The organism is Methylophilus sp. DMC16, from assembly GCF_056314045.1.
Window position 1 is genome coordinate 200352 of the sequence record NZ_JBQUZC010000002.1, and the last position, 18520, is coordinate 218871.

General features: G+C 46.9%; 17 protein-coding genes. 8 read left to right on the forward strand and 9 right to left on the reverse strand.

The window, feature by feature from the left end; genetic code table 11:
* Positions 1 to 31 precede the first annotated feature (31 nt).
* The 4 genes from ACT53D_RS09180 (at position 32) to topA (ending at position 4786) form a co-directional block, all read left to right on the forward strand.
* Positions 32 to 784 (forward strand): pteridine reductase, encoded by a 753-nt coding sequence (locus ACT53D_RS09180; RefSeq protein ID WP_476155766.1) that lies wholly within the window; start codon positions 32 to 34, stop codon positions 782 to 784.
* Positions 785 to 791: 7 nt separating this feature from the next.
* Positions 792 to 1112, forward strand: a complete 321-nt coding sequence (locus ACT53D_RS09185; RefSeq protein ID WP_476155768.1) for a hypothetical protein — start codon at positions 792 to 794, stop codon at positions 1110 to 1112.
* Between the two features lie 68 nt (positions 1113 to 1180).
* The gene (ttcA, locus tag ACT53D_RS09190; RefSeq protein WP_476155770.1) at positions 1181 to 2122 is read left to right on the forward strand and encodes a tRNA 2-thiocytidine(32) synthetase TtcA; all 942 of its coding nucleotides are present in this window, start codon (positions 1181 to 1183) and stop codon (positions 2120 to 2122) included.
* A 111-nt stretch (positions 2123 to 2233) separates the two neighbouring features.
* Positions 2234 to 4786: a type I DNA topoisomerase gene (gene topA, locus ACT53D_RS09195; protein WP_194748783.1), complete on the forward strand. Its 2553-nt coding sequence runs from the start codon at positions 2234 to 2236 to the stop codon at positions 4784 to 4786.
* A gap of 49 nt (positions 4787 to 4835) precedes the next feature.
* Here topA and ACT53D_RS09200 read toward each other — a convergent pair whose 3' ends face one another.
* Together ACT53D_RS09200 and metK are read right to left on the reverse strand one after the other, a co-directional pair.
* Positions 4836 to 6089 carry an HD-GYP domain-containing protein gene (locus ACT53D_RS09200; protein ID WP_476155773.1) on the reverse strand — a complete coding sequence of 418 codons (1254 nt, stop codon included), beginning with the start codon at positions 6087 to 6089 and terminating at the stop codon, positions 4836 to 4838.
* A gap of 113 nt (positions 6090 to 6202) precedes the next feature.
* Positions 6203 to 7366: a methionine adenosyltransferase gene (gene metK / locus ACT53D_RS09205; protein ID WP_379074541.1), complete on the reverse strand. Its 1164-nt coding sequence runs from the start codon at positions 7364 to 7366 to the stop codon at positions 6203 to 6205.
* Positions 7367 to 7532: 166 nt separating this feature from the next.
* Between metK and dapF the strand changes: the two genes are divergently transcribed.
* The 4 genes from dapF to ACT53D_RS09225 all read left to right on the forward strand — a co-directional run bounded on the left by dapF (position 7533) and on the right by ACT53D_RS09225 (position 10887).
* Positions 7533 to 8363 (forward strand): diaminopimelate epimerase, encoded by an 831-nt coding sequence (dapF, locus tag ACT53D_RS09210; RefSeq protein WP_194748786.1) that lies wholly within the window; start codon positions 7533 to 7535, stop codon positions 8361 to 8363.
* Positions 8364 to 8396: 33 nt separating this feature from the next.
* Positions 8397 to 9050, forward strand: a complete 654-nt coding sequence (locus tag ACT53D_RS09215) for a DUF484 family protein (RefSeq protein ID WP_194748787.1) — start codon at positions 8397 to 8399, stop codon at positions 9048 to 9050.
* Between the two features lie 189 nt (positions 9051 to 9239).
* Complete coding sequence (gene xerC, locus ACT53D_RS09220) at positions 9240 to 10121, forward strand: tyrosine recombinase XerC (RefSeq protein WP_194748788.1); 882 nt, start codon at positions 9240 to 9242, stop codon at positions 10119 to 10121.
* 184 nt (positions 10122 to 10305) lie between these two features.
* A complete protein-coding gene (locus ACT53D_RS09225) occupies positions 10306 to 10887 on the forward strand; it encodes a superoxide dismutase (protein ID WP_194748789.1) in 582 nt (193 codons plus the stop codon).
* Positions 10888 to 11079: 192 nt separating this feature from the next.
* On the opposite strand, the gene ACT53D_RS09230 is transcribed toward ACT53D_RS09225, so the two are convergent.
* Genes ACT53D_RS09230 through ACT53D_RS09260 form a run of 7 tightly spaced genes read right to left on the reverse strand, consistent with a single transcriptional unit; the run spans position 11080 to position 18507 of the window.
* Positions 11080 to 12105: a Rieske 2Fe-2S domain-containing protein gene (locus tag ACT53D_RS09230; protein ID WP_476155776.1), complete on the reverse strand. Its 1026-nt coding sequence runs from the start codon at positions 12103 to 12105 to the stop codon at positions 11080 to 11082.
* Positions 12102 to 13247, reverse strand: coding sequence for a hypothetical protein (locus ACT53D_RS09235; RefSeq protein WP_476155778.1), 1146 nt, complete (start codon positions 13245 to 13247; stop codon positions 12102 to 12104). The genes ACT53D_RS09230 and ACT53D_RS09235 overlap by 4 nt, the downstream gene beginning before the upstream one ends.
* Positions 13248 to 13271: 24 nt before the next feature.
* Positions 13272 to 14426 (reverse strand): ATP-grasp domain-containing protein, encoded by a 1155-nt coding sequence (locus ACT53D_RS09240; RefSeq protein WP_476155780.1) that lies wholly within the window; start codon positions 14424 to 14426, stop codon positions 13272 to 13274.
* The gene (locus ACT53D_RS09245) at positions 14423 to 15721 is read right to left on the reverse strand and encodes a F390 synthetase-related protein (RefSeq protein ID WP_476155782.1); all 1299 of its coding nucleotides are present in this window, start codon (positions 15719 to 15721) and stop codon (positions 14423 to 14425) included. Before ACT53D_RS09245 ends, ACT53D_RS09240 begins: the two co-directional genes overlap by 4 nt.
* Entirely contained in the window at positions 15718 to 16524 is an 807-nt protein-coding gene (locus tag ACT53D_RS09250; protein WP_476155784.1) for an MBL fold metallo-hydrolase, read from the reverse strand. The genes ACT53D_RS09245 and ACT53D_RS09250 overlap by 4 nt, the downstream gene beginning before the upstream one ends.
* Entirely contained in the window at positions 16517 to 17527 is a 1011-nt protein-coding gene (locus ACT53D_RS09255) for an NAD-dependent epimerase/dehydratase family protein (protein ID WP_476155786.1), read from the reverse strand. The genes ACT53D_RS09250 and ACT53D_RS09255 overlap by 8 nt, the downstream gene beginning before the upstream one ends.
* Positions 17527 to 18507: a 3-oxoacyl-[acyl-carrier-protein] synthase III C-terminal domain-containing protein gene (locus ACT53D_RS09260; RefSeq protein ID WP_476155788.1), complete on the reverse strand. Its 981-nt coding sequence runs from the start codon at positions 18505 to 18507 to the stop codon at positions 17527 to 17529. The genes ACT53D_RS09255 and ACT53D_RS09260 overlap by 1 nt, the downstream gene beginning before the upstream one ends.
* Positions 18508 to 18520 lie beyond the last annotated feature (13 nt).

Genomic DNA, 18520 nt, shown 5'->3' on the forward strand with positions numbered 1-18520 from the left:
ATAATGTGAGCCGTTTAGAAAAGAGTACAACGTGAAATTCAGCCCTAACAATAAAGTAGTATTGATTACTGGCGGTGCCAAGCGGGTAGGCGCAGCCATCACCCGCGCCTTGCACCAGCAAGGGGCCAATGTGATGTTGCACTACCACACCAGTCAGCAAGAAGCCGAAACACTGCAAGCAGAGCTCAACCAGACGCGTGCCGACAGTGTAGCGATCATGCAGGCCAACCTACTGCAAACGGCAGATTTACCCAAACTGATCCAAGCCACCTTGCAACAATTCGGCCGACTCGATGCACTGGTCAACAACGCTTCCAGCTATTATGCAACCCCCCTCGGTGCCGTTAGCGAAGCAGAATGGGACGAACTCACCGGCAGCAACCTTAAAGCGCCCTTATTTTTAAGCCAGGCCGCCGCCGATGCCCTGTTCGCCAGCCGGGGATGCATTGTCAACATCACGGACATGCACATAGAGCGTCCGAAAAAGCATTACATCGTTTACAGTGCCGCAAAAGCCGGCCTGGTCAACCTGACCAAATCGCTGGCGCAGGAGTTGGCGCCTAATGTACGCGTCAATGCGGTTGCACCAGGGCCAGTGTTGTGGCCAGAAGACCATCAGGAGTTTGATGAAACCTACCGGCAACAGGTCGTCAACCAGACCCTGCTTAAACGCACAGGCGAACCGGAAGACATTGCCAAGGCGGTCAAGTTTCTGGTGTATGACGCGCCGTTTATCACCGGCCATGTGCTGGCCGTGGATGGCGGCCGCCATTTAAGTATGTAACTCAGCGATGCGGATTAAAGAGCAGACCATCACTATCCATGCTGCTGCGCCCCCCAAACCCGAATTGGGGGCAGCCTGTAATGGCTGTGGTGTCTGTTGTGCGGCCGAGCCCTGCCCGGTGAGTCTGACCCTGCTCTGGCCGCATCAAACCCCGTGCCGCGCCCTGATCTGGAGTGAAGTTGAAAAACGTTATTTTTGCGGCATGGTCAGTGCGCCGGCGCAGTTTTTAAGCTGGCTGCCGACCAGGTTCAACCGTGCGGCCAGCCGATTATTCAGGCGCTGGATTGCTGCAGATACGCGATGCGATGCAGATGTCACGCTGGAATAAACAAAATCACCTCAAATAATCAAACACTTACCATTTTTACGCCTGGCTTTCCGCTATAATGCGCGCCTATGAAGATCAAACATTACCCTGACGATGTCAGCCAGAATTTTTTAAAGCTGCGCAACCAGTTGATTAGTGCTACCGGCAAAGCGATTGGTGACTACAACATGATTGAGGAAGGCGATACCGTGCTGGTGTGCATGAGTGGCGGCAAAGACAGCCATGCCATGCTCATGATTCTGCTGGCGCTGCAAGAACGCGCGCCGATCAACTTCAAACTGATCGCGATGAATCTGGACCAGAAGCAGCCGGGCTTTCCAGCCGACATTCTGCCGGCCTACTTTGAAAAACTGGGTGTGGAATATCGCATCGTCGAGGCCGACACCTATTCCATTGTCAAGGAAAAAATCCCTGAGGGTAAAACCACTTGCAGCCTGTGTTCACGCCTGCGTCGTGGCATTATCTACACCACGGCGCAGCAACTGGGTGCCAACAAGATTGCGCTGGGACACCATCGCGATGACATTGTGCAAACCTTGTTCTTAAACATGTTTTACGGGGCCAAGATGAAGGCAATGCCGCCCAAGCTGGCGACCAACCGTGGCGAATTCATGGTGATCCGCCCGCTGGCCTATTGTGCCGAGAAAGACATTGCCGCTTATGCACGCGGCATGCAGTTTCCGATTATTCCGTGTGACTTGTGCGGCAGCCAGGAAAACTTGCAGCGGCAAAAGGTAAAAGACATGCTTAACAACTGGGAACGCGAGCAACCCGGGCGCATCAATAATATTTTCCGTGCCATTGGTAATGTAGAGCCCTCACACTTGGCAGATTTTGACTTGTATGACTTCAAGCATTTGAGCCAGGCCAAAGAGGAGGATGAAGATCCCATGTTTGACCATGAGAAATTTCCGAGCAACGACATGGCGCTGACCATTGCCACGCAAGACGAAAAACATATTGCCTTTGCGCGCAAACCGTTTCCAGTTGCGGTGTCCACTGAAGAATAAAACAACTATTTGAGGATGGCAGGTGTATAAAACGGCACTTTCTTGTATGGAAGGTTGTCTAGCCGTTGCAACGCTTGCTATTATCTAGCCAACGCTTAAACAGACTACGCAATGTCCAAACTACTGATTGTAGAATCCCCTTCCAAAGCCAAAACCCTAAAAAAGTATTTGGGCGGCGACTTTGAAGTCTTGGCCTCTTACGGGCATGTACGAGACCTGATTCCGAAAAATGGCGCCGTCGATCCAACCCAGCAGTTTGCCATGAAGTACGGCATTATCGACCGCAACAGCAAGCACGTAGATGCGATTGCCAAAGCAGTCAAAAATGCAGACAGCATTTATCTGGCAACCGACCCGGATCGCGAAGGCGAGGCCATCTCCTGGCATATTGCCGAGATTCTGGCTGAGAAAAAGCTGATCAAGAACAAATTGCTCAAACGCGTTGAGTTTAACGAAATCACGCAAACCGCCGTCAAGTATGCGATTGATCATCCGCGCGACATTTCGATGGACCTGGTCAATGCGCAACAGGCGCGCCGCGCGCTGGACTATCTGGTTGGCTTTAATTTATCGCCACTGCTATGGAAAAAGATCCGCCGCGGCCTCTCGGCTGGCCGCGTGCAGAGCCCGGCCTTGCGCCTGATTGTCGAACGCGAGCTCGAAATCGAAGCCTTTAGCAGTCAGGAATACTGGAGCATCCATATGGGTGCGCTCAAGCATGCGCATGGTTTTGAAGCCAAGCTGGTGCAGCTCAATGGGGTAAAAGTCGAACAGTTCACCGTCATCAATCATGACCAGCAAGCCGATATCGTCGGCAAACTGCTGCTGGCGTCTGCCGGCAAAACAACGGTCACCCGCGTTGAGAAAAAACAACGCAGCCGGAGTCCGGCAGCCCCATTCACCACGTCAACCTTGCAACAAGAGGCGGTGCGCAAGCTGGGCTTTACCACCAGCCGCGCCATGCGTGTTGCACAACAACTGTATGAAGGGGTAGACGTGGGTAGCGGCACCGTCGGCTTGATTACCTACATGCGTACCGACTCGTTCAGTTTGGCCACCGAAGCCGTCATGCAAATCCGCGACTACGTGAAAAAGCATTTTGACGCAGACTACCTGCCTAAAGCGCCCATCATGTACAAAACCAAAGCGAAGAATGCTCAAGAGGCGCATGAGGCGATCCGCCCTACCGACATTACACGGACGCCAGCCAGTGTGCGTCAATATCTCAATGACGAGCAGTTCAAACTGTATGAAATGATCTGGAAGCGCACGCTGGCTTGTCAGATGACACAGGCAAAATATGACGCGGTCAGCGTTGATCTGGCCGTCGGCTCCGAGGCTAACCTGTTCCGTGCCAGCGGGCAAACGCTGGTCTTCCCTGGCTTTATTGCCGTCTATATGGAAGGCAAGGACGACGACAAAGACGACGAAGATGCCGAGGCCAAACTACCGCACCTGGAAACAGGCGAAGTGCTGAACGTTGAGCGTATTTATGGCGAGCAACATTTTACCGAGCCGCCGCCGCGTTACTCTGAGGCCAGCCTGGTCAAAGCACTGGAAGAATACGGTATTGGCCGCCCCTCGACGTATGCGAGCATTATTTCCACCTTGCAAGACCGCGAGTATGTGCTGCTGGATAAGAAACGCTTTACCCCTACGGACGTAGGTCGTGTCGTCAACAAGTTTTTGACCGAGCATTTTACCCAGTATGTGGATTATGACTTTACTGCCAAACTCGAAAACGAGCTCGATGAAATTGCGGAGGGGAATTTAGACTGGGTGCCCGTCATGGACAAGTTCTGGCAAGGGTTTAACCAGCAGATTCAGGTCAAGGCCGATGTCGAACGTCCGGGCAATGAGCTCATCGATGAACAATGCCCCAAATGTGGCCGCCAGTTGCAGAAACAACTGAGCCGCTATGGTAGCTTTATCGGTTGTACCGGCTACAACGCCACCCCCAAATGTGATTACAAACGCAGCCTGGATGGTGAAACCAATGCCGCCGCCGAACCGGTCGTCATCGGTCAGGACACGGAAACCCAAAAAGACATTTACCTGATGAACGGCCCTTATGGCCCCTATTTGCAGGTAGGTCAGCCCGTGGAAGGCGAAAAGAAAAAACCAAAACGCGTCAGCATCCCCAAAGAGATCCCCCTCAGCCAGATCAACATTGATACGGCGCACATGCTGCTCAGCCTGCCTCGGGACCTGGGCGCACACCCGGAAACCGGTAAAAAAATTGTCGCCAATATTGGCCGCTTTGGCCCCTACGTCAATCACGACGGCAAGTTCAAGTCCATCCCAAAAACTGAAAGCGTGTTCAGCATTACGCTGGAAGGCGCAGTCGCACTGTTGGCGGCTGCCGGGGGCCCGGCACCGCTGGCTGATTTGGGGGCGCACCCTTCAGGCGAGGGGCGTATTGAGGTATTCTCAGGACGTTATGGTCCCTATGTACAACATAGCGGGATCCGCGCCACACTGCCAAAGAGTGTGACGCCGGAAGAGTTAACCGTTGAGCAAGCGCTAGAGTTATTGGCCGAAAAGGCAGCGAAAGACGGTGGCACTAAAACTGGTAAAAAAACGACAGCTAAAAAAGCGCCTGCCAAAAAGACAACAACCAAGACAACCACCAGCAAACGCACAAAAAAAACCGAAGCAGAATAAATAAAGGGAGCTAAGCTCCCTTTATTTATTGTTGCAGCGATGGCAAGGACTAATGATTCGTCCATAAATGATCAATGTTGTCTACACCCCAGGCTGCAGCGGACTCATTGCCTACAATCTCATCCATTCCCTTGGATAAATCTAATTCAACCACGGGAATACGCGTTTTGGATTTTGTGGAGAAAAACACCTTCACGACCGGCTTGAGTAAACTGTCAGGCGATTGCCTGACCACGACAGCCAAACGACCAGACTTCAAAATTACCACAGTCCCCACAGGATAAATACCCAAGCTTTTGACGAAAGCCTTAAAGATGACCGGATCAAAATGCCCGGCCCAACTGGCCATACGTTTGAGTGCCATACCTGGCTCCCAAGCCGGTTTATATGAACGGGTCGACGTAACGGCGTCATACACGTCACAAATAGCGCCCATCTTTGCAAAAATACTAATGCGGTCTCCAGACAGTCGCTTGGGATAGCCGCTTCCGTCCACTTTCTCATGATGATGCAAACAAACATCGAGCGTGACTTCATCGGCAACATTCGCTTTAAGCAACATATCGTAGCCCAACTGCGGATGCTGGCGGACGATATCAAACTCCTGATCAGAGAGTGCGCCAGGTTTATTCAAAATATCCAGCGGAATCGCAGCTTTGCCCATATCATGCATTAATCCGGCCAATCCGGCTTTACGGATATCTGCATCAGAAAGTTTGAGCTCTTTTGCCAGGGCCGCCATCAGTGCGCATACCGCCACCGAGTGCATATACGTGTAATCATCTACCGTTTTTAGCCGTACAAGACTAATCAGCGCATGCGAATTACGCGTAACAGAGGCAGAAATTTCTTCCACGATGGGCATCACTGCTTCCGCCTCTATTGCTTTACCCAGGCGCAAATCCTGAAACATTGAGTTAATGGCTTTGCGCGAAGAAGCAATGATCTTAACCGCTTGCTCTCGCTCAGCCTCCATCGTGGTCGGGGTGTGTCTGTTCGGATCAGGTGAGGCGGGCGGTGGGGAAGGTGCCGGACCATCCAGCTCAAGCATGACCAGCTCCTTATCGGACAAGGCTGGCTGCGGAGGGGGTTCGGACAAAGTTTTTCTGACCTTAGCAATATCCAGGCCTTGGCTGACATCAATCACCACTTCTTGGATGCGGCTGGCAAGAAGCTTCTGCAAGTCTTCCGGGTCCTTGAGCACAAACTTGCTGCGCCAAAATGGATGATCCATCCACGGCCCCTTGAGCTCATGAATGTACATGCCTAGGCGCACGTCCTTCACTTTAATTGTCTTAAGCATCCCGTTTACAACCCCCATACAACTGCTAACAATTTTACAATTGATTCAGGTCAAATAGCCATAAAAAAAGAGGGCAAATGCCCTCTTCAAAATTACTTTTACGTGAATGTTGTTTACAATCCTGCCGCCGCGCGCAGTGCTGCCGCCTTGTCGGTATTTTCCCAGCTGAACTCAGGTTCATCGCGGCCAAAGTGACCATATGCTGCTGTTTTGCTGTAAATAGGTCGCAACAGGTCCAACATTTTGACAATGCCTTTTGGACGCAAGTCAAAATGCTCGCGTACCAATTGTGTCAGACGTTCATCAGACACCTTGCCGGTACCATAGGTCTCGACCATGATAGAGGTCGGTTGCGCCACGCCAATCGCATAGCTGACCTGTACCAGACACTTATCTGCCAAACCTGCAGCCACAATGTTTTTGGCGACATAACGACCTGCATAAGCGGCTGATCGGTCGACTTTGGAAGGATCTTTGCCTGAGAATGCGCCGCCACCATGGGGTGCAGCACCACCATAGGTATCCACAATAATTTTTCGGCCAGTGAGGCCGCAATCACCTTGCGGACCGCCTATGACAAAACGACCGGTCGGATTGACCAGATACTTGATCTCGCCTTTGATCAATTCTGCGGGCAAGGTCGGTTTGATAATTTCTTCAATGACAGCTTCACGAATGGCTTCTAAAGTCATCTCAGGGGCATGTTGGGTAGACACCAGCACGGTGTCAATTTTATGCGGTTTGCCATCGACATACTGGATTGTGACTTGTGATTTGGCATCTGGACGCAGCCAAGGCAAACGGCCATCTTTACGCAGTTGCGATTGACGCTCCATGACACGGTGGCTCAACCAGATGGGCAAAGGCATCAGTTGTGGCGTTTCGTTCACGGCATAGCCAAACATCAGACCCTGATCACCCGCGCCCTGATCCAGAGGATCATCATTGGCGTTATCGACGCCTTGCGCAATGTCCGGGGACTGTTTGTCATAAGCCACCAGTACCGCGCAACCTTTGTAGTCAATGCCGTAATCCGTATTGTCGTAGCCGATGCGTTTCACCGTATCGCGCGCGACTTTGATGTAATCAACATTGGCTGTCGTCGTAATCTCACCGGCCAACACAATCAGGCCGGTATTTGCCAGAGTTTCCGCCGCCACACGTGCTGTCGGATCTTGGGCGAGAATGGCATCGAGAATGCTGTCGGAAACTTGATCGGCCAGTTTGTCAGGATGACCTTCGGAAACGGATTCCGAAGTAAAAAGATATTCACTCATGTTTGACGCCTTGAAAAGTATAAAGAGTTGATAAAAGCGATCGACTAAAGGCTAAAGCCGACCGCAAAATTGGGAACGAAGATTCTACCCGAGTTTAACGGCAACAAGGAATAAATATGCGGACCATGGATGCCTTCAACGGCGTGATAAGGTATTATCTTGAGCTATGAAATTAAGATTCACCAAAATGCAGGGCGCCGGCAATGACTTTGTCGTCATTGATGCGACTCGCGCCCCAGTCAACCTCTCCCATGCCCAAATCCAGCACATCGCCAACCGCTATTTTGGCGTGGGTTGCGACCAGTTATTGATGGTCGAGTCGACGACCACGCCTGACGTGGACTTTCGTTACCGCATTTTTAATGCAGATGGTGGCGAAGTTGAGCAATGCGGCAATGGGGCCAGGTGTTTTGTGCGATTTGTCGTGGATAAAGGGCTCACAGACAAACACGAAATCAAGGTCGAAACCGCCAGTGGCGTGATTACGCTCAAATTACAAGAAGACGGACAAGTCACCGTGAATATGGGCGCACCTCGTTTTACACCCGCGCAGATCCCATTTGAGGCTGAGCAACAAGCAACCACTTATGAATTGCCATTGGCGAGCGAAACCATCACAGTCAGCGCAGTATCCATGGGCAACCCGCATGCAGTCATGCTGGTAGACAATGTGCATACGGCTGAAGTCGCCAGCCTTGGTCCGCAAATAGAATCGCATCCTCAATTTCCGCAACGCGTGAATGCTGGTTTTATGCAGGTCCTGAACGAGCATGAGATCAATTTGCGTGTCTATGAACGCGGCAGTGGTGAAACGCTGGCTTGCGGCACTGGCGCCTGCGCGGCAGCCGTCAGTGGCATCCAACTGGGTACACTACAAAGCCCGATCAAAGTCCATACCCGTGGCGGCATCCTCACCATCCAATGGGCAGGCGGAGAGTCGCCCGTCTTGATGACCGGGCCGGCAGAGATTGTATTTGACGGCGAAATTGAAATTTAAAACAAAGAACTTAAGATAAAGAACAGCAGTATCATGGAAGAAAGCATTAACGAAAACGACATCAAGCATTACCTCAAAGCACACCCTGACTTCTTTGAGCGTCATGCCCACCTACTGGCAGAGCTGTTCCTGCCCAGTCCACATGGCAAAGGCACCATTTCACTGGCTGAACGTCAGCAAATTGCACAACGTGACAAAATCCGAGTCTTGGAGTCTAGATTTACTGAGCTGATCCTGACTGCTGAAGAAAACGAAACCACCGCCAACAAAGTACACGAACTAACATTAGGGTTACTTTATGCCAAAGACGTGCCGGCCTTGCATGCGCATCTGGTCGAGTTTTTGTCCAGCCAGTTTCAGTTGCCAAATACGCAACTCAAACTATGGGCCAATGACGCCCATGCGCCAGACAGCCTGTTTATTGCGGCAGAAGACTCGCTCAAAAACTGGGCCAAAGACTTGAGTCAACCTTACTGTGGCACGCTGCCGACGATGGATATTGCTGGCTGGTTTAGTGAAACCCCGGCTTCGCTGGCCGTGATTCCGATGCGCTACCAGGAAGTGACGTTTGGTTTGATGGCCATCCCCAGCGAGCAACGCAGCCGCTTTTATGCGGGCATGGGCACCCTATTCCTTAACCGCATTGGTGAACTGGTCAGCGCCTCGCTGGCACGCTATATCGTATGAAAGCCCCCGCTGAGGTTTCCGCCAAGAGGGATCTTCTTGCGGCAATTGTCAGCGTAAATCAACCATGGCAACGCGGCCAGATTGCCGCGTTAGCTGTGACCCAGAGTCCGCATGAACAAGCATGGTCACTCCAACTGCGGCGGGCACTGGCTGCCGCTGACTCATATTTAAAGTACTGCGGATACTCGCATGCATGAATTGCTAGATGACTACCTCGATTTTCTGCATTTCGAGCGTGGTCTCAGTGAACACACCCGCAACAACTACCAGCGTGACCTCGAACAACTGCTCGCGCAACACGGGCACACGCTGCAATCGATCACCCCGCAACACATCCGTCGAAGCATCGCCACCCTGCATAGCCAAGGCCTGAGTGGCCGCAGCATCGCGCGCATGCTCTCCAGCTGGCGCGGCTTCTTCCGTTATCTGGTCCTGCATCACCAATTCCCCTCCAATCCTGTCATCGGCTTGCGCGCACCCAAAGCCGCCAAAACGCTGCCACACGCGTTATCCATCGAGCAAACCATCAAACTGGTCGAACTGGAGGGCGATACCGCCATCATTGTGCGCGACCGCGCCATGCTGGAACTGTTCTACTCCTCAGGCTTGCGACTGAGCGAACTGGTCGGCCTCAACCTGGACCGGCTGGATTTAAATGAAGGCATGGTCACCGTCACCGGCAAAGGCAATAAAACACGGATGGTCCCGCTGGGTAGCAAAGCCGTTGCTGCACTGAAGGCCTGGTTGGCCCAGCGACCACTGTGGCTGCTCAAACAGCCACAGCAACCCGCGGTCTTCATTAGCCAGCAAGGTCGCCGCCTCAATGGTCGCAGCATCCAAAAGCGCATCAGTGACTGGGCCATCAAGCAGGGCCTGCATAACCAGGTGCATCCTCATATGCTGCGTCACAGCTTTGCCAGTCACGTACTCCAAAGTAGCGGTGACTTACGTGCCGTACAAGAAATGCTTGGGCACGCCAATATCAGCACCACCCAGGTGTATACACATCTGGATTTTCAGCATTTGAGCAAAGTGTATGACGCTGCACACCCGCGTGCCAAAAAAAAATAAATGGCTGAATCAATGGCCTAGCCTTTACCCTAGTCCTCACATGGTTTTGCAAGTGCATAAATTGTGGCAAAATAACCCTACTAAATTGGTAAACTTTCTACCAGTCTCGTGACTCTAAAGTCACATCGCCTGCGTTTAGTCATGACAGGCAGTTATTTCAATCAAACCTAAAAAAGGAAATTCCATGGAACACGTCTTACCAGCATTGCCTTTTGCAAAAAATGCATTAGCCCCACACATGTCTGAAGAAACTTTTGACTATCACTATGGCAAACACCACCAAGCCTACGTCACCAACCTCAACAACCTGATCAAAGGCACCGAGTTTGAAAATGCCAGCCTGGAAGAGATTGTGAAAAAATCTTCTGCTGGCATCTACAACAACTCTGCACAAATCTGGAACCATACCTTCTTCTGGAACTGCCTGTCTCCAAACGGTGGTGGTGAGCCAACCGGTGCATTGGCTGCAGCCATCAATGCCAAATGGGGCTCTTATGAAGAGTTCAAAAAAGCTTTCCAAGCTTCAGCAGTCGGCAACTTTGGTTCAGGCTGGACCTGGTTGGTGAAAAAAGCCGACGGTTCTGTAGACATCGTCAACATGGGCGCCGCGGGCACCCCATTGACCACAGGCGACACTGCATTGTTGACCATCGACGTTTGGGAACACGCCTACTACATCGACCACCGCAATGCCCGTCCTAAATTCGTGGAAACATTCCTCAATCACTTGGTTAACTGGGAATTTGCAGCAAAAAACTTTGCATAACGATTGATTAAGTATTTGGTGATAATGAATACGTAACTTAAGGCCCCAGATATAGTGGGGCCTTTGTTTTTCAGGTGTCAATCAAAGTATTTGAGTAGGAGTGTTGCCAAGAACAGATTAATCGCCACTAATTTTGTAGCCACTGATAAGCCGATTTGGACTGCTTAAGTCTATGGGAGCAATTTTTATAATTTATATTTTTATCAAAACTTCTTTATCAGGAAGTGACTCAGCGTTATTGCTGTCAAGTAATTTTCTAAGATAAGGGCCAATCAGATCATTTGAAGTATTTAAATTTTCAAGCAACTCGATTTGATTGATGTGAGCTTTGAACAAGTTTAAGTTTTTCTTAGTCTGCTCAAGTATTGCTTTGTCTTGATTTAAAATGATTTGGAAAAGCCTTTTCAAGACCGTCTTTTTAACAAATGCAGGGGTAATCCCTCGAGAAGTTGCAATACGAGCATTGATTAATAGTTTACTTTTATCAATTGGAGTAAACCATGTACTTACTACAAGTTGAATATTTCCTGATTTATCTCTGTATTCAATTTCAGCAAAATTAGGTAACTTAAAACGACCAACACTGACTCCTCTGTCTTTTTCGAATAGTCTTGAAATTAATCCCGACTGCAATGACTCGCCAAGATAGTGAACTTCTACGCCATTCGCAATATTTTTGATTTTTGCTAAAACGGTCTGTCTTTTATTAGCATGCCTTATCCAGCCCGAGTGAACAAAGTGAGTATGAAACCCATCTAGAAAGTTTTCTAGTGCATCGACAAGATCACATTCAACATTGTCGTGCATGAAGAAAACATCCATCTTGTTTTCTCCTAAAAGTGGCTGAGGTGGTGGATTTAATTTTTTATTTTCTGACAAACTCACCCAAATAAAGCCAAAATCCTCACGAGTGTTAATTGGCTTTATCAACGTCTTACTTGCACACGGATTATCGAGACCAGGCACCTTAGTGCAATTTCCATGCTTATTGAACTGCCAACCGTGATATGGGCATTGTATCTCGTCATCAATCACCTTCCCTAGACTCAATGGGGCCGACCTATGAGGGCATCGATCTGGCAGGCAAGATATCTCTCCTATATTGGAACGAAATATAACAATAGGTAAGCCATGAATGATAAAGGATAGGATCTTACCTTTGCCTAGATAATGAGAAGGTACAACAGGCCACCAGCCCTCAGAAAAGGTTGTATTCATAGCTTCATTTTCTTCATGATTGGTACTGCAATAGAATGTAATAATTTACCCAATATGATCCATGCAATACGCTTTCTCCAAGACAAATGACTTGCATAAACCATGCTGTATTCAATCTCTGGAACACCTCCACGCAGCCTTTTAAATTCTGAGGCACCAGAACTGAAGTTCAGTACTTTTTTCTGTTTAATTGCTTCTGATATGCATAAGTGTGTAAGTATTCGGTATAAGCCAATTTGTTTAGGAAGAGATGTGTCATAACCTACGATTGGCGCAGTAATAATTTCATTATTTTGAAAAAATCCTATTACCCCATCAATTCTTCCATGCTTATTTTTTAACACGAGATAGTTTAACCAACCAAGCTCTTGTCCAGCTTTTAACCAGGAGGACTTATATTGAGGATTAAGTTCAGTGTATTTTCTTAAATATAATGCATTGTAGAGTTCTTCAATACGATCAAAATCTGAATCCACTAAATGACTACCATCTACAACTTTGTATTCACTTTTTTCTAATATGGACTTATCCATTCGAAAGTTATGTCGAGCTTGAATGCTTAAGGTCGTATCCTTTCTACAGTCATATAAATAGACTTGACGACTTGGTATGCTTATATAGCCTAGTTTTTTGAAGCTATTTAATAAAGATGCATTGCAATACTTGTTCAGAGATCGAAAAGCTATAGCCTCATTCGGAAAGGCTTTTGATAGAAAGTTGGTGGTGTCATAGATGTTTTTGTCATCCCAAAAACTTGGATAAATATTTGTGGATAATAACCAGTTGTTAACATATACGATGCCGTCAATCTTTGACCATCTGAGCATGGCACCCACAATATGTATCAAGCGCTTCACAGTCAAACTTAGCAGCCAGTTGTTAATGCGATTAAGTTCTACTAGCGCATATTCAATATATGCAGACATGGGTGAAACCACATAACAATTTGCATCAGATGTATTGCTGAAATTGCTGCTTATAGGAAAAAGATGCTCATCAGTATCGATCACTGATATTGTTGTCTTAACATTATTGATTGCATTCGTAATGCCTAAAGATTGAAGCGTAGAAACGAATTCACAAGATTTAAAGTCTTTGTGTTTTGTGAATTGCTCGAACAGCTCACGACTAACTAATTTCACCCAGTTACTTTCACATTGTGAGCATTAGTGAATATCATGCCCATCCCACTCAATATCTGCAGTGGCTCCACTTAGCAATGAGGTTCGGCGCATGAAGGCCCTAATAAGAACCTCAATTAAACTGAACCCTTGAAACAATATTGGGGCCAGGTCATTTCTTCTTCCAATCACATCACGAGCTTTTTGGAAGTCCTGCCAAAATGTTTTTCTGCTTAAAAGTTTTGGGGCGGTCAAACTCAACATGGCCAGAGTTAGCATTCTAGAATCTTTGGATGGGTGCACCATTTTTTGGTGATGAGTATTGATAACGGCCTCAACGATGTCATCAGGGTGATCACCAAAAAGGTGAATCCCACTCGTGGCTCTTGGGTTGCATTCAAGTACAAAAAATTTGTCATTTGCATCTTGGATGAAATCAAAGCCAACCTGTCCTGTGTACTTTGTATCGGCACCGAATTGCTGTACTAATTGAAGGATGACGGGTGGGTTTTCCACTTCAAAGTAAATTCCTGAGCCACGGCCAACACGATAGCGCGGATGGTAACAAGCATGCGCAGTCACTTTACCTTTGTTTAGGACGCTAAAACTACAATACTCTTTACCATCAATGAATCGCTGCCCAACCCATGGATATTGAGAGGTTGCTTTAATGCTTTGTAATTCTTTTTCATTCGGTTTTATCAACGTTTGTGTTGCAAACCTTGAGTAGGCTGGTTTCAAAACCCATTCTGAGGGGTTTGATATCAAGGTTTTAATTTGTTCTATGTTTTCTAAAATATGCGTCTCAGGCGCCTCAACTTTCCAACCCTTTGTCAGCAGCGAGAAATGACCTTTATGGTGTATTTTGTTTAACAATGAGAAGTCGCTAGTAAAGATTTCACATTGAGGACATGCAGCACGAATGAGATCTTGCCCCCATGAAAGGTAAAACACCTCTTCACAGGTTGGCAGTATTAAATTAATTTTTTGATTTTTAACAATATTGATGATGGAGCTTATCCAGGCGTGAGGATAAGTTTTTGGTTCTGGTAGTCTGAAGTATTTTCTAACGGATGCGCTTGACCTCGTGATTGGCGCAAGCAATGAATCTGCAGCATATACTCGCCATCCATAGCTTGCAAAAGCTCTAGACCACTCTAACGCTGCAGGAGCTCTTGCCCCCAATATCAATACATTCACGACACCAACCCCTTCACCTTGATTATCCTTCTTCGCTTGTCTGTCAATGGATTTGGTGGCATCTCAAACGAAATATCCCATTGAAGCACACTGGTATTCACGCCCATTTGCTGCAAGTCATGATGAATACTATCGATGATTGTGTTTGTCTCTTTTGCGCTTATGTTTAAATGCAATTGCAAGCGAACATCAGATAGTTGCATTAATCGATAATCAGCGGTCAGCGGTAGATGTTTGGCGATAATACGTGACATGACATCTGCAAAAACCGGAATTTTATGACTTGAAACCCCTGGCAATTGCAGTAAGTCGTCACATCTACCTTCAATGGCTTTGATTGCTCTGCAAGGGCTTTTACATTGACATGAGCCGTGACTTGCAATAAGAATGTCATTTAAGCGGTAACGTATAATCGGTTGAGTCGTGCGGTTAAAGTCCGTAATGATAGGAATAAATCTCTCATGAGACTCGTCTAGCCACTCTGGTTCTATAAACACGTATTCTTCATTCAAATGTAGCGTACCGTATTCGCAGGTATACGCCAGAAAACCTTCAGTTGCCTGATAAATCTGATGAACTTTTGCTAAATGCTTTTCAATGATAGTTTTATCTTGTTCTTCCAACACCTCTGCTACGGATATCACCCTTTTAGGGGCAATATTTAAGCCCCCGTTTTCATTTTTTAATGCTAGGGCTCTAAGTACTTGCGCTGGGGCAACAATAATCGTTGGGTTGAATGTGCTGAGTTGGGCAGTCAGCAAATCGAAATGATCGAACAAATCGAAATAGCGAAAAGTTAACCAACGCGACTGTACTGATTCATAAAGATTACTATTTGCCCTAAGGAAAAATGCTACGCGTTCACCTGAAAAGATACCCTCAGGCAATGACTTTGATAGGATGATTCCCGCCCACTGAGCTGTTTCATTTGCGCTGGCAGCAAAAACGCCTCGTTGACCAGAGGTGCCTGAGGATAACCCTACCGTGACTCCATTCAATGTCGGCTTGAAATCCCTAGAAGATTCTGCATTTAGCGCCACTTCAAATACTTTTTCGAGCTTTAGTCCAGCCGTATTCATGAGGTCAAAGTTCGCCATCATGATGTTCTTATCCATCATTGGCCATTCGCTCAATGGTCGAGAATGATATTGCCTAAAGTATGCACTGCGTTTTGATATTGTTTTTAAGAACGTATTGAGTTTAAGCGTTTGATATTGCTCAAGACTTTCTCGGGTTGTGAACTGGGTTCTTTTTGCATGCCAATATGACCAAAGTACTTTTATGCGTTTCATCATGCAAGGGACTCACTTTGATGTGTCAGCATGATGGTGACTTGGTTTTGCGTATGCAATTGGTGTAATTGATTGAGGGTTTGATAATATTCTTTTCGATTATTCTGTATCAAAAATGAAAGTTCAGAAGGGCCTCTTAATGAGATGTAAGCCTCTTTGGTCCATGCCGCATCGGATGCCAGCAACACCCATCCTTGTTCGGTTGCTATAAATGCGCCTAAGTGTCCAATCGCATGCCCTGGCAACGCAACAATCAGCACTTCTCCATCCCCGGTTAAATCCCATCCAGCCTCAAAAGGACGTAATTCATTAGGCAATGCGATGTTGGGTAACTGTTCAACAAACGATAATCTAGTCTCAATATCTGTTGGGATTAAATCTGGTAGATGCCCTTTTTTTAATGCCAACATTCCCTTGAGGTTTTTGATGCTAGTCCACGCTTGATCAGAGCAGATAATGTTGGTGCCAGAGAAATCAAGCAAACCAGCTATATGATCAGCATGAAAGTGAGATACGATGATTCCATGAATGTCTTTTGCGCTGATTCCTTTCGACTTCAATTGCAACACAAGCGATTGTGCAGGGTTGAACGTGACAGGGGTTACCATGGAATACAGTCGATAAATGCCATGAGATGCATCCATAAAATGTTCAGCATATCCTGTGTCCCACAAGAAATAACCCACTTTAGTGCTAATCAAATAAGCGCTTGATGGAAAACACTGGCTTTTAAACCCTGCGCCTTTTAGTACCATGCACGCTGGATGCGTACAGAAACCAGCTTGAAATATTGAAATTTCAGCCATTTTCATTCTCTCTTAACCACTTGGCAGTGATTTTAATGCCTTCATCCAGACTAAAAATGGGGTTGTAATCTAGCATTGTTTTAGCTTTATCAATGCTTAAAGTCATGTCAAACGCTAAAATGCCAGCACTGTAAGATGTTAGCTTTGGCTCTTTATTTGTGACCTTAGCGATGATCTCTAACAATTTGGCCGAGATTGAGGCGACTGGGTAAGGGATATGTTTTACCAACATGTTGTAATGCAATTCATGTACAAATAACTTTTCAAGCACGTGACTGATTTTTGTGGGCTCATCGTTAGTGATATTAAATATGTTGCCACTGGCGATGTTGGTTGAGTTCGTTGCCAACCACATAGAGTGAACCACGTTACCGACAAATGTCATATCTATTACAGTTTTACCTGCCCTTGGCAGAGGCAGTTTTCCATTCTTTTGCTTCAGTAGCGTGAGTAATCTTGGCAACAAAACCCTATCATAAGGTCCAAAAATAGCTCTCGGCCTGAGTATTGTGTAATGAATGTCTTTGTTATTTGTTGCGGCCTCTAATACATGCTGCTCAGCTTCCAGCTTTGTTCTGGCATAATCGTTGACGGGTATTTTTGCTCTAAAGGACTCTTCTATTTCATATCGATGTTTGTAATCAAAATAAATAGCTGGAGTTGAGATATGAATAAATCTTCGAGTGTTTGATGTACGCGCAAAATCTAATAAATTAATCGTGGCCTTGATGTTATGCCGTTCAAAGTCTTCCGATTTGCCCCATGGCGATGATAGTGCTGCGCAATGCCAAATTGCATCAAATTGTTTGAATATGCCAAGCTGGTTTAGGCTATCTTTATTGCTTAAGTCAATCGCATAAAAAGTGGCACCTGCATCTGATAAAACCTCACCTTCGCTTACGTTTCTACCAATACAAGTCACTTCTACGTTATTTTTAAGAAGAAAATCAACACAATTTCGACCTAAACCGCTTGTGGCTCCTGTGACTAAAATTTTCATCATTAAAAATCCAATACAAGACCACCAATACTGATTCCCGCGGCTGTACCAAGCATGAGCGCTCTACTTCCCGACACAAAGCGCCCTGTAGTAAGCGCCTCATGCAAAGCCGTTGGCAACGAGGCGCCTACTTGATTACCATGTGTTTTGTAGATGTTAATAACCTTGTCTTCTTCTAAGTCCAAATGCTTAATCATGTGAGCCATTCCTAAATGGCTCGCTTGATGAGGGATAACTACATCGATGGTCTTTAAATCGGTGTTCGCTTGTTTTAGCAAATTTTCAAGAAATGCAGGCATGTGTTTCATAGCCAGCTTCATGACTTGCTTTCCATTCATTTTAAAAAGAAAATCTTTTTCGCTTAGCGATGTACTTGGATTCATTCTTGTACCGCCAGCTCGGATTTCACATAAATCACGGCCTTGTGTAAAAGTTTTCAGCTCGAAAGCTACGATACCTTGTTTGCTGTGACCTCTCTCAATAATTGCAGCCGCAGCACCGTCACCAAAAATTAATGAAGCCTCAGGCTCACTCCAATCCAGCCCCCTTGACGCTTGATCTGACGACACTATGGCAATCCTTTTATAGCTGTTTGTGTTTAATAATGATGCAGCTACTTGCATTGCCGTTAAAAAACTCAAGCAACTTGCGTTCACATCGAAAACAGGGGTTCCTGCTGGGAGATTAGCTTGATTAGCGATGGCGGATGCTGTTGTGGGTAACGCTTGCTCTTGCACTCCGCAAGCTGATATTAAGAGGTCAATATCAGTATTTTTTAAAGATGCATTGCTTAAAGCAGCGCTTAAAGCTTTTGCACCCAACCAACTCTGCGTTTCTCCTACTGGTGAAAATCTGCGATGTATGATCCCAGATTTTTTTAAAGTATATCCTTCTGGTTTATTCAACCGAAAATCGAGCATCTCAGAAGTAATGAGGGTTGCAGGATCTGCTTTACCTGTGGAGATAATCTTAATATTTAGCATCCCATCAGCCTTT

Excerpts from the sequence above, each read along its gene's own strand:
- ACT53D_RS09215 (WP_194748787.1), top strand. The coding sequence starts at position 8,397 with ATGGAAGAAAGCATTAACGAAAACGACATCAAGCATTACCTCAAAGCA.
- ACT53D_RS09255 (WP_476155786.1), bottom strand. The coding sequence starts at position 17,527 with ATGATGAAAATTTTAGTCACAGGAGCCACAAGCGGTTTAGGTCGAAAT.
- topA (WP_194748783.1), top strand. The coding sequence starts at position 2,234 with ATGTCCAAACTACTGATTGTAGAATCCCCTTCCAAAGCCAAAACCCTA.
- ttcA (WP_476155770.1), top strand. The coding sequence starts at position 1,181 with ATGAAGATCAAACATTACCCTGACGATGTCAGCCAGAATTTTTTAAAG.
- ACT53D_RS09225 (WP_194748789.1), top strand. The coding sequence starts at position 10,306 with ATGGAACACGTCTTACCAGCATTGCCTTTTGCAAAAAATGCATTAGCC.
- ACT53D_RS09245 (WP_476155782.1), bottom strand. The coding sequence starts at position 15,721 with ATGATGAAACGCATAAAAGTACTTTGGTCATATTGGCATGCAAAAAGA.
- xerC (WP_194748788.1), top strand. The coding sequence starts at position 9,240 with ATGCATGAATTGCTAGATGACTACCTCGATTTTCTGCATTTCGAGCGT.
- ACT53D_RS09200 (WP_476155773.1), bottom strand. The coding sequence starts at position 6,089 with ATGCTTAAGACAATTAAAGTGAAGGACGTGCGCCTAGGCATGTACATT.
- ACT53D_RS09230 (WP_476155776.1), bottom strand. The coding sequence starts at position 12,105 with ATGAATACAACCTTTTCTGAGGGCTGGTGGCCTGTTGTACCTTCTCAT.
- ACT53D_RS09250 (WP_476155784.1), bottom strand. The coding sequence starts at position 16,524 with ATGGCTGAAATTTCAATATTTCAAGCTGGTTTCTGTACGCATCCAGCG.
- metK (WP_379074541.1), bottom strand. The coding sequence starts at position 7,366 with ATGAGTGAATATCTTTTTACTTCGGAATCCGTTTCCGAAGGTCATCCT.
- ACT53D_RS09185 (WP_476155768.1), top strand. The coding sequence starts at position 792 with ATGCGGATTAAAGAGCAGACCATCACTATCCATGCTGCTGCGCCCCCC.
- dapF (WP_194748786.1), top strand. The coding sequence starts at position 7,533 with ATGAAATTAAGATTCACCAAAATGCAGGGCGCCGGCAATGACTTTGTC.
- ACT53D_RS09260 (WP_476155788.1), bottom strand. The coding sequence starts at position 18,507 with ATGCTAAATATTAAGATTATCTCCACAGGTAAAGCAGATCCTGCAACC.